This window comes from Micromonospora sp. DH14 (assembly GCF_029809455.1).
Classification (GTDB): domain Bacteria; phylum Actinomycetota; class Actinomycetes; order Mycobacteriales; family Micromonosporaceae; genus Micromonospora; species Micromonospora parva.
In genome coordinates, this window is sequence record NZ_JARVKT010000016.1 from 118,839 (window position 1) to 134,303 (window position 15,465).

The following is a 15,465-nucleotide window of genomic DNA, read 5'->3' on the forward strand; positions in this document are numbered from 1 at the left end:
CGTTGTGACAGGCTCCCGGCATGACCGATCTGATCTACCGGGAGGCGGTCCGGGCTGACCTGCCCGCCGTCATCGCCCTGCTCGCCGACGACGTGCTGGGCAAGGCCCGCGACTTCACCGAGGTCGACGAGGCGTACGAGCGGGCGTTCGCGGCCATCGACGCCGACCCGCGCAACCAGCTGATCGTGGTCGAGCAGGGCGGCGACCTGGTCGGCTGCCTGCAGATCACCTACATCCCGGGTCTGGGTCGGCACGGCAGCGAGCGGTCACTGATCGAGTCGGTCCGGGTCCGCTCCGACCGACGCGGCCAGGGGTTGGGCCGGGACCTGATGACCTGGGCGATCGACCAGGCCCGGCAGCGCGGCTGCGCCCTGGTGCAGCTCACCACCGACAAGACCCGCACCGACGCGCACCGCTTCTACCTGAACCTCGGCTTCGTGGCCAGCCACGAGGGCATGAAGCTCGCCCTCTGACCGCACACGGGCTAGGTTCGCCGCCATGAGCCAGCCGAGGAGCCCTGGCAGCCCGCAGCAGCACCCGCCACGGCGTCGGCGAGGTCTGCTGCTCCTGGTGGTCGGGGTGGTGCTGCTGGTGGCGGCGTTCTGGCTGCCCGGGTGGCGCAGCGTGTACCCCGACCGGACCGAGGTCGTCCCGGGCGCACGGCTGGTCGGTTGGGCGTTGCCCTTCGCGGTGATCGCCGCCGGCTGCGCGGTGCTCTCGCTGACCACCACGGGGGGTCCCGCTCGTCGGGTGTGGCGGCAGGCCAGCCGCGGACTGCTCATCGCCAATGCGCTCGCCTGCGGCAGTCTCACCGGCGTGTACTGGTACTTCGAGGCCGAGGATCCCTTCGTCGGGCACGAGCTGCTCTCGACCGCGCCGGGCCCCGGCATCGTGCTGGCCCTGGTGGGCTGCCTCCTGATCCCGCTCGCCGGCGCGCTTCCCGAGCGCCGCCAACCCAGCAACCAGCCCGGAGGCGACCAGCCCGGAGGCAACCAGCCCGGAGGCAACCAGCCCGGGGGCAACCAGCCCTGACCGGGCGAGGCCGGCGTCGACGCCGGACGGGGCCGGCACCTCTCCCTCGGGCCCTTTGGAGCTGATGTCGTAAACGATTCACCGCCGCGATTCACCGCCGCGATTCACCGCCGCGATTCAGCTACGACATCAGCTCCACAGTGGGCGCGAACACCATGCCCTACCCGTCGCGCCAGCCGCCCGACCAGCCGACAGCAGCCAGCCCCCGACAGCAGCCAGCCCTCGACAGCGGCCAGCGCCCAAGAGCGCCAGCCGGCGACAGCGCTCAGCCGTCGACCAGGCGTCCGTCGCGCAGCACGAGAACCCGGTCGGCGAGGTCGATCAGGGCCGGGTCGTGCGTGGCCACCAGGGCGGTCATGCCGCGGGCGTGCACCACCGCGCGCAGCAGGTCCATGATGGACCGTCCGGTCTCCGAGTCGAGCTGACCGGTGGGCTCGTCGGCGATGAGCAGGTCCGGCTCGTTGGCCAACGCGCGGGCCACCGCGACCCGCTGCTGCTGCCCGCCGGAGAGCTCGTACGGGCGCTGCGCGGCGTGCCCGCCCAGGCCGACCAGTTCCAGCAGCACCGCGACGCGCTCTTCCCGCTCCGCGGCCGGCACCTGCGCCAGCCGCAACGGCACGCCCACGTTCTCGGCGGCGGAGAGGATCGGCACCAGTCCGAAGGTCTGGAACACGAACCCGACGGTGCCCCGGCGCAGCCGCAGCAGCTCCGCCTCCCCGGCGGAGGTCACCTCGTGCCCGGCCACCACCACCTGACCGCTGTCCGGCCGGTCCAGCCCGCCGATGAGGTTCAGCAGCGTGGTCTTACCGGCCCCGGAGCGGCCCCGGATGGCCACCAACTCGCCCCGCCCGGCAGTGAAGGACACGTCCCGCACGGCGTGCACGGCGTGCTCACCCCGGCCGAAGGTGCGGCTGACCCCACTGACCCGGACCACCTCGTCGGGGTTGGCCGTCAGCCCGCCGCCGAAGCCGGTCGCGCCGGTCACCACCATGTTCCGCCGGCTCATGCCCGCGCCCCCCGATCCTCCGAGGCCCGGTCGCCGGGCCGTACCTGCACATGGTCGGGCTCCAGGTCGAGCCGGACCCGCTCCTTCAGCGCGAGCGCGTCGACGAACGCCGCCGGCAGCTGCATCCGACCGTTGCGGTCCAGCACCGCGTACTCCTCGCTGACCAACTCCGTGTTGCCGTCCGCGTCGATCCGGGCGGTCCGGCGTACCTCGGAGGCGGTTCGGCCGTCGCGGATCGCGACGGTCCGACGAACCTGGGTGGCCACGGCGTGGTCGTGGGTGACGACCACGATGGTCACGCCCAGTTCCGCGTTGATGGTGCGCAGCGCCGCGAAGACGTCCGCGCCGGTCGCCTCGTCCAGCTCGCCGGTCGGCTCGTCGGCGAAGAGCACCTCGGGGTCGTTGGCCACCGCCACCGCCACCGCGACCCGCTGCTGCTCGCCGCCGCTGAGCTGCCCGGGCCGCCGGTCGGCGCAGTAGCCCACGCCGACCAGGTCGAGCAGTTCCCGGGCCCGCTCCCGGCGGGCCCTGCTGCTGCGCTTGCCGGCCAACTGCATCGGCAGCTCGACGTTCTCCAGCGCGTTGAGGTACGGCAGCAGGTTGCGGCCGGTCTGCTGCCAGACGAACCCGACCAACTGCCGCCGGTAGCTCAGCCGCCGCTTGGCCGACAGCGAGAGCAGGTCGTAGTCGGCCACCCGGGCGATACCGGCGGTCGGCGTGTCCAGGCCGGAGAGGATGTTGAGCAGGGTCGACTTGCCCGAACCGGAGGCACCGACGATCGCCACCAGCTCACCCCGGTCGATGACCAGGTCGAGCCCCTGCAGGGCGACCACCTCCACCCCCTCGGTCTTGAAGATGCGCACCAGGCCGTCGCAGACGATGTGCCCGCGTAGACGGTCCTGCCCGCCGGCCCGCTCGGCGGCGCGAAGCGCTGCCCGCTGTTGCAGCGCGGCCAGGTCAGGCACCAGTGGCGTCTGGGCGGTAGCGGTCATCTCAGCTCTCCTCTCCGAGCCGAAGCACCTCTCCGAGGCGCAACCGGCGGTTGTTCAGGGCCTCGACGGCGACCGCGAAGCCGAGGGCGACCGCCCCGAGCGCGAGCACCGCGGCGACCAGACTGGGCTCGAACGCCACCCGGACGGGCACACCACTGGTGAACGCGGACAGGCCGAGCACCGGGTTGAGCAGCAGGGGCAGGACCGCGCCGACGAGCGCACCGGTCAGCACCGACACCGCGACCAGCGGGGTCAACTCGACCAGCAGCAAGCCTCGCCACTGGCGGCGGGACAGGCCGAGGGTGCGCAGCCGGGACAGCACCTGGCCCCGGGACCGCGCGCCGGCCAGCACGGTGAACGCGATGGCCAACAGCCCGAGCAGGGTGCCGCCGACGGCACCGCCCAGGAATCCGAAGGCCAGCACCCCGTTCGCCCCGCCCTCGCCGAGATCCCGGCGGACGTCCGCCCGGGTGTCGACGGTGACCCCGATCAGCCTTTCCCGACCGGTGACGGCGCCGTCGCGCTGGTAGCGCTCCTGGCCCTGGTCGCCGACGACGCGCAGCGCTTCCGCGTCCAGGGCGTCCCCGGCGATCAGCAGGCTGGTCGGCACGGGTGTGGTGGTCCGCGTCGGCAGGGCCTGCCAGGGCAGGATCACGAATCGGCTGGCGTTCGCCGCCAGCATCGGGAAACCGGCCTCGGTGCCGGCCACCCGGAACTCGTACCGCTCGCCCTGCACCACGACGAAGGCGGAGTCGGTCAGCCCGGCCTTCGCCAAGTCGGCGGCGATCGCCGGTGAGACGATCGCCGGCAGCGGACCCGGGCCGGGCAGGGCGGTGCGCAGCGCGGCCGGAATCGACAGGTCCACCTGGGATTCGTGGGCCACCAGGTCCAGCCCCGAGCCGTCGACCAGCAGCACGTCCGTCTGCCCGATCGCGGCGTCGGTGCCGACCTCGTCGGCGGCCAGCCGCTCATCGTCCTCGTACAGCACCCGCGTGACGGCCCGGACCCCCGGCAGGCGACCCAGCTCGTCGACGGTGTCGGGTGCGAAGCGCTCTCCCCGGATCACCGCGTCGGCGGGCACGAGCTGCGCGGCGGCGCGTTCCCGGCTCGCGTCGACGCCGGCGGCGACGACCGCGCAGAACGCGGCGGTGCCGATCGCCAGCACCACCACGACCAGCGGGGCGGCGACCGCCGCGCGGCCGGCGCGGGCCGTGCCGAGGAACGCCACGCTACCCCGGGTCCGCGCGGCGAGCCGACTGACCAGCAACAACGGCCAGGGGTACGCCCGCAGCGCCAGCACCGCCGCGGCGACCGCGAGGAGCACGGGCACCGACACGAGCAACGGGTCCACCTCGCCGAGAGTCAGCCCCCGTCGGCGCAGCAGCACCGCGGCGAGCCCGGCCAGGAGCAGCAGGGAGACCTCCACGGTGAGTCGACGGGCCGACGGGCGTACCCGGATCAGGTCCCGGCGCGCCGCGCCGCCGGCCGGCACGGCCAACGTCGCCAACGGCAGCGCCAGCGTGACCAGCACGGTCACCGCGATGAGATACGGCATTGTCGGGTCGGGGGCGCCGGGGATCAGGGTGCCCAGCCACCAGCCCAGCACGGCGGCCACCGGAACCACCAGCACCGACTCGGCGAGGCTGCGGCGGGCGCCGGCGGTGGCCCCGCCGCCGCGGGCACGCAGCAGCACGAACTCGGACCGACGCCGTCTGGTGGCGAGACCTGCCGCGAGCACGATGAGCCCGGCCAGGGTGGCCAGTACGCCGGCCGCGATCACCGCGAGCAGGGTCCGGACCGCGTCGATCTGGGCGGCGAACGCGCGCAACGGAACGTCGACGCCCTGGGTCAGGGCGAGGTCCGCCGGCTGGTTGCGTTGCATCACCTGCAGGCCGTCGATCATCTGGTCCAGCTCGCGGGCGTCGATCCGGTCGACGCCCAGGCGGTACCGCCAGATCGACTGGATCGGCCAACCCTCCACAGCCCGCTTGTTGAGGGCCGACTGCGCGACGACGCCGGTGATGATGAACGGCTGGCCGTCCCCCACCGGTTCGATGATCTGCAACATCTGCGGCAGCGCGTCCCAGATGCCGCTCGAACGGTCGACGGGGCGGAACAGCCCGGACACCAGCAGCGGGGAACCGTCGACGAGGTTGCCCTTGTCGTCGGTGTTGCCGATGCGCAGTTCGCTGCCGGCGCGCAGGTTGAGCTTGCGGGCCACGTCGACGTCGAGCGCCACCTCTATCGGCCGGTCGGGAACGTACGTCTCGCTCGGCCACGCGCCCTCGACCAGGGTGCCCGCGCCCTGGATGTCGGGCATGGCCCGCAGGCCCAGGTCGAGCAGGAGGTTGCGGGCCGCCAGATCCGGTCCGACCACCCGGGCCGCCTGGGTCTCGACGCTGTACCACCGCTCGGTCACCGCCGAGCGCACCTGCTCTGGCATCTCCGCGGCCAGGGTGTTGAACCGCTCCACGGCGTTGCCCATCGCGGTCCGCTGCGACGGGGCGGGCGCCATGGTGCTGGTGTACGTGAGGTCCCGGCGTTCCGCCGGCTCGCTGGTGAGTTGCGCTCGCAACCCCTGCTCGGCGAGCCGGTTGACCAGCCGGGGCACCCCACTGATCAGCAGCGTGACCACCAGGGTCAGCACCGCCAACAGCAGGAACTGTCCCCCGTACGCCCGGACCCGCCGGACGGCTGCCCCGACGCTCATCGTTCTCCCCCGATTCGCAGCTGCGCCGCCGCCACCCGCTGACGGATGCCGGTGGCGATGAACGCGCTGAAGGCGAGCGCCGCCAGCAGCAGACCGACCGCGGTCAGGCCGATCGGCACCCAGGGCAGCGCGAACGCCGCCGGGGGGACCGGCCGGCCGGCGGCCGGGGTGAGGATGACCAGCGGGGCCATCGTCGCGCCGACGGCGGTGCCGAGTAGCAACCCGACGCCCACGCCGATGCCGGCGAGGAACGTCTGTTCGGCCAGCAGCGCCCTGGCCATCAGCCGGGGCGTGGCGCCGAGGGTGTGCAGGACCGCGAACTCGCCGAGCCGCCGCCGGGCGGTCGCCCACACGTCCACCATCAGGCCGACGATCGCGAGCAGCACCGCACCGAGCGCGGCGGCGAGCATGCCGGTACGGGAGCCGCGCCAGTACGGGTCGTCGGCGGCCGCCTCGATGGCCGCCTCCCGGTCGAGCACTGTGACGCCCGGGAGTTCGCCGGCCGCCTGGGCTGCGGCGTTCGCGTCGGCGGTGCGGATCCACCATTCCGGTACGGGTCGTACGGAGCCGCTGTCGCGGATCAGCGTGTCGACAGCGGTGGGCAGGTCCAGCAGCACGCCCTCCCCGGTGGTGGTCGGTACGGCGGTCAGCTCACCGACCAGTTGCACCCGCAGCGTCGTACCGGAGAGCGTCAGGTCGGCGGTGTCGCCGACACCGAGGCTCAGTGCGGCGCTCACCGCGGGCGTCATCAGCACCGGTACGGGCTCGTTCACTCCCGCCGGCACGACGGCGAACCGGCTGGACGGCTGTTCGGAGAGTCGCGCGTCGGGAATCACCTCCACCGCGTGGGTTGTGGTGAACCCGTTGGCGGTGGGCTGCACCCGGGTGGGCTTCTCGCCGCGGGTGGTCATCACCCAGTCGCCGGTCAGCTCGACCGGTCGGGTCGTGCCGTCGGCACCGACCGCCGTCAGCCCGTCCATCTGGAGCCGGTACAGGTTGCCGGTGCCCGGCCCGCCATCGGCTTCGAACCCCGCCAGCCGCAGGCGCGCCCCGCCCCCGGCGGGCAGTTGCACCGTGAACCGGGTGGCCCGGCCGTCGCTGTCGGCGTCGGCAGCCGGCAGCCGCAGGGCGAGCCCGTCGGAGCTGGTGACCAGCAGGGTCACCGCGACCCGGGCCGATCCGGCGCTCCCGGTCACCGGCGTCCGGACGGTGCCGGTGATCGCGCGCGTGTCGGCGGGCAACTCGACGCCAGCGAGGGCCCCGCGCCCGCCGATCATCCGCTGGTACCGCTGCGCCGCTGATCCGTCGGCGAGGCGGTCGGCGAGGCGGACGACGCCCGGGGCGCTGGCCGGGTCGAGGCCGATCACTGTCGCCGACAGGTTCTGCCGGCCGACCCGGATCTCGTCCCGCCACACCGGCAGCACCCGGTCCACGTTCGGCAGCGCGGCGAGCTGGTCGGCCCGGTTCGGCGGGGCGGCCCCGGCCCGTTCGGTGACCCGGACGTCGGCGCCGACCGTGTAGCCGGCCTGCTCGACCTGGGACCGCTCGCCGGTGCTGATCAAAGACCAGGCCAGGGTGCTGCCGCCGACGGCGAGGGCGAGCAGCAGGACCGGGCCGGCGTGCGGACGCCGACCGGCCTGCCACATGCCGAACATGGTGGCGGTCCAGGGACGACGGTCGACGAACCGCTCCGCGAACCGGGTGAGCGGCGGGAGCAGCCGCAGCGCCAGCACGGCACCGGCCAGCACGCCGAGCGTGGGGGCGGCGATCAGCAGCGGGTCGAGGCCGAGCCGGCCGCCCGAGCCGGCCAGCGGGGAGGCGTAGCGGCGTAGCTGCACCCAGGCGAGCACGGCCAGCGCCACCAGCACCAGGTCGACGCTGGCGCGTTGGACGCTCGCGGCCCGGTTCGGGCGGGATCGGGCCGCCATGTCCGCGACGTACGTCCCGGCGCCGCGCAGCGTCGGCAGGACCATGGCGACGAGGCAACCGGCCGCGGTGGCCGCTGCCGCCGCCCAGATCAGTGTGGTGTTGCCGCCGGCGGTGGAGAGGTCACTCGACCCGCCGGGCCGGATGTACCGCAGCGCCTCACCGGCGATCAGCGGACCGAGCACGGCGGCCGGGGCGACCACCAGGGTCGCCTCGCGGGCGGCCAGGCCGGCCAACTGCCGACGGGCGGCGCCACGGGCGCGTAGCAGCGCGGTCTGTGGGCGACGGTCCTCGTGCAGCAGCGCGGCGACGAGCACCAGCGCGTACCCGCCGAGCACCAGGATGAGCAGCAGCGGGGTGGCCAGCGACGAGCGACCCACCAGGTCGGCGCGGGAGATCCGGTCCAACAGCTGCGCCATCTTCGTCACCGCCTGCCCGGAGCTGCCCAGTTGGGCGGCCTCGGGCACTGCCGACAGCGCCTCGGTGAGGGCTTTCCGAACGGCGGGCAGGTCGGCGGTGTCGACGCCGCCGAGGTCCGGTTGGGCGAGCCAGGACGCCGACACGGAGCCCGGGAAGGTGGCCGCGAAGTCCGCCGGGTCGAGCGTGAACGGGCCGTACGAGGTTCCGGAACCGGCGCTGCCCGCTCCCACGCCGGGGGCCAGCAGCCAGTACGCGTCGGTCGGGTCGCGGGGCCGCCAGGTGCCGGCGAGCACCAACTCGCCGCGTCGTTCGGTGGCCCGGTCCCGCACCGGGACGCGTTCGCCGACGGTCAGGCCGAGGGTGCCGGCGACCCGCTCGGGCAGGCTCACCTGGATGGGGTTGGCTCCGGGGCGGGGCCAGGCACCGCTGGTCAGCTCGGCGTGGCTGGCGAGGTTGTCGAGCGTGGCCAGGCTGGCGAAGACCGGTTCGTCGGCGGTACGCGGAATCTGCCCGAGGTCGCCGGTCAGCTCCCGGCCGGTGCCGTACCGGGCGGCGGTGACAGCGACCGGGACGCCGCCGAGCCCGGTGGCGAACTCGGCGCGGACCGCCTTGTCCCGGGTTGCGAACTCCGCCGCGTCCCGCCCGCCCGAGCCACTGACCAGTAGGCCGCGCTCCTCGGCGGGCGAGGCGGCGACGAGAGCCCGCTGCCCGGCGTCGACGGCCCGACGGTTGTAGTCGGACAGTCCCGTGACCAACGCGACGGCGACGAGGGCAGCGATCACCGCCGCCATCAGCAACCCGCGCGCCTCCCGGGCCCGCCTCCACACCAGCTTCATCCGACGCCTCCCCTGGCCCTGGCGGGCCGACGACCATCAAGACAGGCCACCCACCGGGAAAGGTTCGCGCCCGTTACTTGATCGTTATTACGGGAGGGTCGGCCGAAGCCGGGCGGCTAGCTGCCGCGTCGAACGTTGCGGATGCCGAACACCACCGCGCCGATCACCAGCAGTACGCCGATGCCCTGCAGGCCCGGGGAGTCGTCGGCCCCGCCGAGCACGACGGCGGCGACGCCGAGCGCCACCCCGAGGACTGCGGCAGCGATCAGGGCGTACCTCATGGGGTTTCCTCCTCCACCCACTCGAGCAGGTCTCCGGGCTGGCAGTCGAGCACCCGGCACATCGCTTCCAGGGTGCTGAACCGGACGGCCTTGGCGCGGCCGTTCTTGAGCACCGCCACGTTGGCCGGCGTGAGCCCGACGCGCTCGGCGAACTCACCGACGCTCATCTTGCGCTTGGCCAACTCGACGTCGATGCGGACGACGATGGGCATCAGATCACCGCTTCCATGTCGCTGCGCAGCGTGGTGGCCTGCCGCAGCAGCGCACGCATCACCACCATGAGCAGCCCCAGCACGGTGACGCCCACCGTCAGGAGGAAGAGCAGGAGGGGCAGTCCCGGGTCGTCCGCGTTGAAGCCGACCCAGAGGAAGACGCTCACCAGCACCACCCAGGCGGCGGCGATGGCCCACACGATGGCGTCCACCCACTTGAGGGACGCCTCGGTGAAGATGCGGTCGCTCTTGACCAGGCTGAGCAACTGCCACGTCGCGACGATGACCACCTGGACGCAGAGCACCCAGAACACCGTCACGGCGGTCGCCGGCCAGCGCAGGTGGGCGTCCTGCGGCGACTGCTCAGCCATGTACGCGAACTGGCCGGGCAGCGAGAGGGTCTGGAACACGACCAGCACCCCGAACAGCACCACGAGAAAGACTCTGAGAGCGGCAACCGCTCGATGCTCAGTAACCATGCATCGAGTTTCGCTCGCTACCTATCGAAAGTCAATCGGTTCGTCAGCTGCCACCCGTCGCGCTGGGCACGTCGGCCGCCGGGGACGGCTTGGCCTTCTGCGGGTGCAACGTCTCGTGTCGGGCCAGCATGGCGACGAAGTCGACGATCTTCCGTTCGCGGGTCTCCGCCCGCTTGACCGCGTTGAGGCGGTGAATGAGGGCGAACCGGTTGGCCTTGGTGAGCACGTCGAACATGGCCTGCGCGGCGGGTTCGGCGGCGATCGCGGCGAGAAGGTCGGCCGGCACCTCCGCCTCCGACGGCGGGGCGTACGCCGCCGCCCACCGACCGTCCGCCTTCGCCGCTTCCACAGCGGCCCGACCCGGTGGCAGCATCCGCCCCTGCTCCTCCAGCCGGGCCACGTTCGCCACGTTGCGTTGTGACCACGAGCTGCGGGAGCGGCGCGGGGTGAACCGGATCCACGAGGACCCCTCGTCCCTTTTGCGGGCCTGCCCGTCGATCCAGCCGAAGCACAGGCCCTCGTCGACCGCCTGCTGCCAGGTCACCGTCGTGACCGTGCCGCCCTTTTTGGTCAGCGCGAGCCAGACACCGGGCGATGAGGCGTGGTTCGCCGACAACCAGGTGCGCAGCGCGTCGGCGTCAGCGACGATCAGCTCGTCCATCTCAGCGCTCGTCATGCCGGCAGGCTAATCCCGGGGTCTGACAGTCGGTGCCCACCGTGGGACTTGACCAACGCGTCCGCCACCACGTCGGCGTCGGCGTCGGCCACCTGCGCCGGGTACTCCGGCAGCAGGTCGTCCCAGGCGACCAGCCACGACCCGAACAACTGGGCCTGCCCCTCGGGCCGAGCGAAGAACCAGATGTGCAGGTGAGCGCCGCCGTCGCCGAAGCGGTAGACGTGGGCGCGTGAGATGTGCGGCAGCGCCTGCACGTGGCGGACGATGCGGGTGCTCAACAACCCCAGCTCGGCGGCCAACTCGTCGGGCAGGTCCGCCATGTCGTAGTGCTCGCGCGGCAACAGCATGAGCACCAGCGGGACACCCACACCCTCGATCCGGGTCAGCCGCCACCGCTCGTTGAACCAGATCCCCTCGTCCCGCTTGCGGCAGGCGTCACAGTCTGACGGATCCTCGCCGTGCCGCGGCGGCTCGGGGAGCACCGGCGGCCGCAGCGGCGCCACGCGAAGTCCGTCCGGCTCGAACGGACTGATCTCCCACCCGGTCATCCGCGCCAGGGGAAGGCGGCGCTCGTCGTCCGCGGCGGCAACCGCGTGGTCGTAGAACTCATCCGGTCGCATGGCCATGCGACACAGGCTAGTCGACAAGATCCACTTTGGTACGACGAGAGCTACGTGGCCCGACGGCAGGCCGTCGCCGAGTGGCAGCCCACCGAAGACGGCGCCCCACCTCCCAGCCGCCGTGCCGACTGGTGAACGCCGGCCGGCCTCAGTTCATTGGTGACAGCGGATAAGCCTCCGTTCGTTGATGGCAGCCGGCCGGCCTCCGATCGTCGATGGCAGCCGGTCGGCCTCCGTTCGGCGATGGCAGCCGGCCGGCCTCAGTTCGTCGGGGCAGTCGGTCGGCCTATGTTCGTTGGTGGTAGTGGTTGCGGCGCGGAAGCTGCTCGGGGTCAAGCCAGGCCGGCGGCACGAATTCCGGGTGCCCGTTGCCGCCCAGCCGGACCACCCAGTCGGTCTGGTGGATGTGCCGGTGGTGGTGGCCGCAGAGCAGCACGGCGTTGTCGAGGCTGGTCGGGCCCCCGTCGGCCCAGTGCCGAATGTGGTGGGCGGCGCACCAGCGCGGCGGACGGTCGCAACCGGGGAACGCGCACCCACCGTCGCGCAGCACCAGGGCCCGGCGCAGCGGACCGGTGACCAGGCGACGTTGCCGGCCCACGTCGAGGACCTGACCCGCGCCGCCGAGCACGGCGGGCAGAACGGTGGCGTCACAGGCGAGCCGGCGCACCGTGTCGGGTGTGAGCCGCAGGCCGACGTCGAGAATGCCGCCACCCAACCGCCGCGCCAGCCCGTCGTAGTCGATGGTGACGACGAGTTGGGCGGGGTCGCCCCCGTTCTCGGGCAGCTCGCCGGTGCGCAGCGCCAGCCGACACACGTCCGCGAGGGCGTCGTGACGGCGCTGACCGGCACATCGGGTGTCGTCCGGCCCGCAGGGTGCGCTCAACGGGTCGATGACGGCACGCAGCAGTGCTGCGGCCTCCGCGTCGAGGATGCCGCTGAGCCGTAGCCGCCCGCCGGTCTGCTCGGAGATGGTGACGTGCCGGTCGCGGGTGGCCCGGGCGGCCTCGGCAGCCAGGGCCGCTGCGGCGGCGGAGTCCGCGAGGTCGGGAGCGACGTGGTCGAGAATCCGGGTGCCCATCCGGCGCAGCAGTGCGGGGTCGAACTGCCCGGCCCACTCGACCAGCACACCGACTGCCTTGTCCGCCGCCTCCGCGCCAGCCGAGGCCGCCACCGTGGCGGCCGTGTCGGCGATGACCCGGGCATGCTCCACGCTGACCGTCCCGCCCGCCAACGCCTCCCGCACAGCAGGTGGCGCGACGTCGACCGAAGCCGCGAGGCCGACCAGCCGACGCGCGGCCGAGACATCGAGACGTAGGCGCTCACGCAACCACACCGTTGTCGAGGACGCGCCCTGCGCCACCGCGACGCCGCGCCCGTCCAACTCCCGGACGACCGCCAACTGCACCGCCGCCAGCCGCTGTTGCAACCGGTGCGTGGCGTCGAGCGCCGCGATGAGATCGCGCTCGGAGAGGGCCCAGGCGGCAGCGTCGGCGCAGCTCCCCACCGCCGTCTCGGCCCGCACCAACTCATCGATCACAAACAAACCCTAGAACAGGTGTACGACAAAAATCGGCCGTCACAGGCGTGCGAAACCACCGACGTGGCCGCCGCACCGAATACCCCTCGCCAAGATCCGCACAACATCAGCGTTGTTGCTGTCTCCCACCCACCGGAGGCAGCAACATCAGGGAAGTTGCTCGAACCGCGGCAGGGCGCAGCGCGAGGGGGCAGCGCGAGGGCGCAGCGCAGCGCCGGGCGGGGCGGGACGGCGCGGCACAAGGCGGGACGGCGCGGGGCGGCGCAAAGCGTCGCGTCGCGGCGCGGCGGCGACGGCGACGGCGACGGCGACGGCGCAAAGCGTCGCGGCGCGGCGCGCGGAAGCGCGGGCATGAAAGGCCCGCTGGCCCCACCCGGGGAGACCGGTCAGGGGCCGTCGGGGGTGCGCTTGGCGCGGCTGGGCTGCACCCGCTTGGGTTCGCCGGGCATCTTCGGGTGGTCCGGCGGGTACGGCAGGTCGCCCTGGCCGGCGGCGGCGTCACGCTCGGCCCACTCCAGCAGCGGGGTGATGTCCCACGGTGTGTCGTCGATGCCGGCGTGCGGGTCACCGCGCTCGGCGAGCCGGGCCGGGACGCTGCGCAGGTCGAAGTCGTCCGGGTCGACGTCGGGCAGCTCGTCCCAGCTGACCGGGGTCGAGACGGTGGCCCGCGCGTTGGCCCGCAGCGAGTACGCGCAGGCGATCGTCCGGTCGCGGGCCATCTGGTTGAAGTCGACGAAGACCCGGGTGCCGCGCTCCTCCTTCCACCAGGCGATGGTGACCAGGTCGGGGTGGCGGCGCTCCACCTCCCGGGCCAGCGCGATGGTGGCCCGGCGCACCTCGGTGAACGTCCAGCGGGGTTGGATGCGCAGGTAGACGTGCACGCCCCGGCCGCCGGAGGTCTTCGGCCACCCGGTCGCGCCCAGCTCGTCGAGGAGCGCGCGGACCTCGCCGGCGGCCCGCGCCGCGTCGGCGAAGTCGGTGCCGGGCTGTGGGTCCAGGTCGATGCGCAGCTCGTCGGGGCGGTCGACGTCGGCGGCCCGCACCGGCCACGGGTGGAAGACGATGGTGCCCATCTGCGCCGCCCAGGCCACGTGCGCCAGATCGGTCGGGCAGAGCTCCGCCGCGGTCCGGCCGCTCGGGAAGGTGATCTGCGCGGTCGTCACCCACTGCGGAACCCCCCGGGTGGGCACCCGCTTCTGGAAGAACGCCTCGCCCTCGACGCCCTCGGGGAAGCGTTGCAGGGTGGTCGGCCGGTCCCGTAGGGCGCGCATGATCCCGTCGCCGACGGCGAGGTAGTAGTGGAAGACGTCCGCCTTGGTGAACCCCCGCTGGGGGAAGATCACCCGGTCCGGACTGCTCAGTCGGACGGTGTGCCCGGCCACCTCGATCTCGGCGGCCGCGGCCTTGGTGCCACCCATCCCGCGACCTTATGCCACGCCCCCGACGTTCGACGTACCGTTGACGGGTGAGTCTTGACGACAACGAGCTGCCCCGTACCGACGAAGAGTGGCGGGTCCGACTGACCCCCGAGGAGTTCCACGTCCTGCGGGAGGCCGGCACCGAACGCCCGTGGACGGGCGAGTACGTGGACACGAAGACCCAGGGGGTCTACCACTGCCGCGCCTGCGGGCTGGAGCTGTTCTCCAGCGACACCAAGTTCGACTCGCACTGTGGCTGGCCGAGCTTCGACGACGCCATCCCGGGCCGGGTCAAGGAGATCGAGGACCGCAGCCTCGGCATGGCCCGTACGGAGATCCGCTGCGCCCGCTGCGACAGCCACCTCGGGCACGTCTTCCACGGCGAGGGTTTCACCCCGAAGGACACCCGGCACTGCGTCAACTCGGTCTCCATCAAGCTGGAACCCCGCTGACCACGGAGCCACTCACTGCGTACCCCTGAGCAGCCCGATCTCGGCGGTCCGGGACTGTTCGACGCGCCGGGCCAGGTCGCGGACCCGGTCGTCGCGGCCGACGTCGACGTGGGATCGGGCCAGGTCGGCGGCCGATCGCTGGTGGTCGGCGAGCACCTCGCGCAACACCCGGTCGACGTCCGCGTCCGGCGCGGTCCGCAGCCGGTCGAGCGCGGCGTCGTCGCCGTGCCCGTCGTGGTGGTGTGCTGCCGCGCTGGCGCCCGGCCCGGCCGTGGCCAGCCAGCCGCGCATCGTGGTCAGCTCGTCGGCCTCGGTCGCCTCGATGGCGGCGGCGAGGGTGCGCAGCGCATCGTCGCGCACCCGGTCCCGGGCCAGCCGGACGATCTGCAGGGTGCGTTCGCTGTGCCCGACCATGGTGCTGAGGAACACCACGTCGATCCCGCTCATCGCGCCTCCGGCCGACTCGGCGCCGACCGGGGACGCGGGGGCCGGCTGCGGCACTGCCGACGGACTCGACGTGGGTGATCCGGCGCAGGCTCCGCTGAGCAGCAGGGCCGCGACGAGGGACGCCAGCGGGGTACGGCGGGGCATGCCGGTGCTCCGTTCACGCGAGGGCGGCGACACGGGTGCGACCGACCGGCCGCACCCGTGCGGTCAGACCTGGAGCCAGAGCGCCGGTACGTTCGGCGGCTCCCAGCCCGCGATCGCGGTGTGCGCCTGCCGGCAGCGGTACGTCGCTCCGCCGTAGGTGACCTGGTCGCCGACCTGGTACGCCCGACCGGCCGCCCAGGTGCCGCCCGGCGCGGGTGGAGTGGTCGGCGTGGGGGTCGGGGTGGGCCGTGGGGTCGCGGTGGGGGTGGGTGTGGGG

The 15,465-nt window shown here is 73.2% G+C and carries 16 protein-coding genes; 3 read left to right on the top strand and 13 right to left on the bottom strand.

The window, feature by feature from the left end; translation table 11 throughout:
• Positions 1-20: 20 nt before the first annotated feature.
• Entirely contained in the window at positions 21-473 is a 453-nt protein-coding gene (locus QCZ28_RS21360; RefSeq protein WP_279518296.1) for a GNAT family N-acetyltransferase, read from the top strand.
• 25 nt (positions 474-498) lie between these two features.
• Positions 499-1,032, top strand: a complete 534-nt coding sequence (locus QCZ28_RS21365) for a hypothetical protein (protein WP_279518297.1) — start codon at positions 499-501, stop codon at positions 1,030-1,032.
• Positions 1,033-1,297: 265 nt separating this feature from the next.
• Here the strand turns inward: QCZ28_RS21365 and QCZ28_RS21370 are convergent, their stop codons facing one another.
• The 11 genes from QCZ28_RS21370 to ligD form a co-directional block, all read right to left on the bottom strand.
• Complete coding sequence (locus tag QCZ28_RS21370; protein ID WP_279518315.1) at positions 1,298-2,023, bottom strand: ABC transporter ATP-binding protein; 726 nt, start codon at positions 2,021-2,023, stop codon at positions 1,298-1,300.
• Positions 2,024-2,034: 11 nt separating this feature from the next.
• A complete protein-coding gene (locus tag QCZ28_RS21375; RefSeq protein ID WP_279518298.1) occupies positions 2,035-3,030 on the bottom strand; it encodes an ABC transporter ATP-binding protein in 996 nt (331 codons plus the stop codon).
• Position 3,031: 1 nt separating this feature from the next.
• Positions 3,032-5,740, bottom strand: a complete 2,709-nt coding sequence (locus QCZ28_RS21380; RefSeq protein ID WP_279518299.1) for an FtsX-like permease family protein — start codon at positions 5,738-5,740, stop codon at positions 3,032-3,034.
• Complete coding sequence (locus QCZ28_RS21385; RefSeq protein WP_279518300.1) at positions 5,737-8,922, bottom strand: ABC transporter permease; 3,186 nt, start codon at positions 8,920-8,922, stop codon at positions 5,737-5,739. The genes QCZ28_RS21380 and QCZ28_RS21385 overlap by 4 nt, the downstream gene beginning before the upstream one ends.
• A 116-nt stretch (positions 8,923-9,038) precedes the next feature.
• The gene (locus tag QCZ28_RS21390; RefSeq protein WP_210866457.1) at positions 9,039-9,203 is read right to left on the bottom strand and encodes a hypothetical protein; all 165 of its coding nucleotides are present in this window, start codon (positions 9,201-9,203) and stop codon (positions 9,039-9,041) included.
• A complete protein-coding gene (locus QCZ28_RS21395) occupies positions 9,200-9,415 on the bottom strand; it encodes a helix-turn-helix transcriptional regulator (RefSeq protein WP_030336216.1) in 216 nt (71 codons plus the stop codon). Before QCZ28_RS21395 ends, QCZ28_RS21390 begins: the two co-directional genes overlap by 4 nt.
• Positions 9,415-9,849 carry a DUF2975 domain-containing protein gene (locus QCZ28_RS21400; RefSeq protein WP_279518301.1) on the bottom strand — a complete coding sequence of 145 codons (435 nt, stop codon included), beginning with the start codon at positions 9,847-9,849 and terminating at the stop codon, positions 9,415-9,417. The genes QCZ28_RS21395 and QCZ28_RS21400 overlap by 1 nt, the downstream gene beginning before the upstream one ends.
• Positions 9,850-9,937: 88 nt before the next feature.
• On the bottom strand, positions 9,938-10,570 hold the full coding sequence (locus QCZ28_RS21405) for a YdeI/OmpD-associated family protein (RefSeq protein ID WP_279518302.1): 633 nt from the start codon (positions 10,568-10,570) through the stop codon (positions 9,938-9,940).
• Positions 10,567-11,196 carry a hypothetical protein gene (locus QCZ28_RS21410; RefSeq protein ID WP_279518303.1) on the bottom strand — a complete coding sequence of 210 codons (630 nt, stop codon included), beginning with the start codon at positions 11,194-11,196 and terminating at the stop codon, positions 10,567-10,569. Before QCZ28_RS21410 ends, QCZ28_RS21405 begins: the two co-directional genes overlap by 4 nt.
• A gap of 280 nt (positions 11,197-11,476) precedes the next feature.
• A complete protein-coding gene (locus tag QCZ28_RS21415) occupies positions 11,477-12,727 on the bottom strand; it encodes an HNH endonuclease signature motif containing protein (protein WP_279518304.1) in 1,251 nt (416 codons plus the stop codon).
• A 386-nt stretch (positions 12,728-13,113) separates the two neighbouring features.
• The gene (gene ligD, locus QCZ28_RS21420; protein WP_279518305.1) at positions 13,114-14,145 is read right to left on the bottom strand and encodes a non-homologous end-joining DNA ligase; all 1,032 of its coding nucleotides are present in this window, start codon (positions 14,143-14,145) and stop codon (positions 13,114-13,116) included.
• A 47-nt stretch (positions 14,146-14,192) separates the two neighbouring features.
• On the opposite strand from ligD, the gene msrB reads away from it, so the two are divergent.
• Positions 14,193-14,597 carry a peptide-methionine (R)-S-oxide reductase MsrB gene (msrB, locus tag QCZ28_RS21425; protein ID WP_030336225.1) on the top strand — a complete coding sequence of 135 codons (405 nt, stop codon included), beginning with the start codon at positions 14,193-14,195 and terminating at the stop codon, positions 14,595-14,597.
• 12 nt (positions 14,598-14,609) lie between these two features.
• On the opposite strand, the gene QCZ28_RS21430 is transcribed toward msrB, so the two are convergent.
• Positions 14,610-15,188 (bottom strand): DUF305 domain-containing protein, encoded by a 579-nt coding sequence (locus tag QCZ28_RS21430; protein WP_279518306.1) that lies wholly within the window; start codon positions 15,186-15,188, stop codon positions 14,610-14,612.
• Positions 15,189-15,251: 63 nt separating this feature from the next.
• Positions 15,252-15,465, bottom strand: a 214-nt coding sequence (locus tag QCZ28_RS21435) for a carbohydrate-binding protein (RefSeq protein WP_347815121.1), incomplete at its 5' end; no start/stop codon positions are given.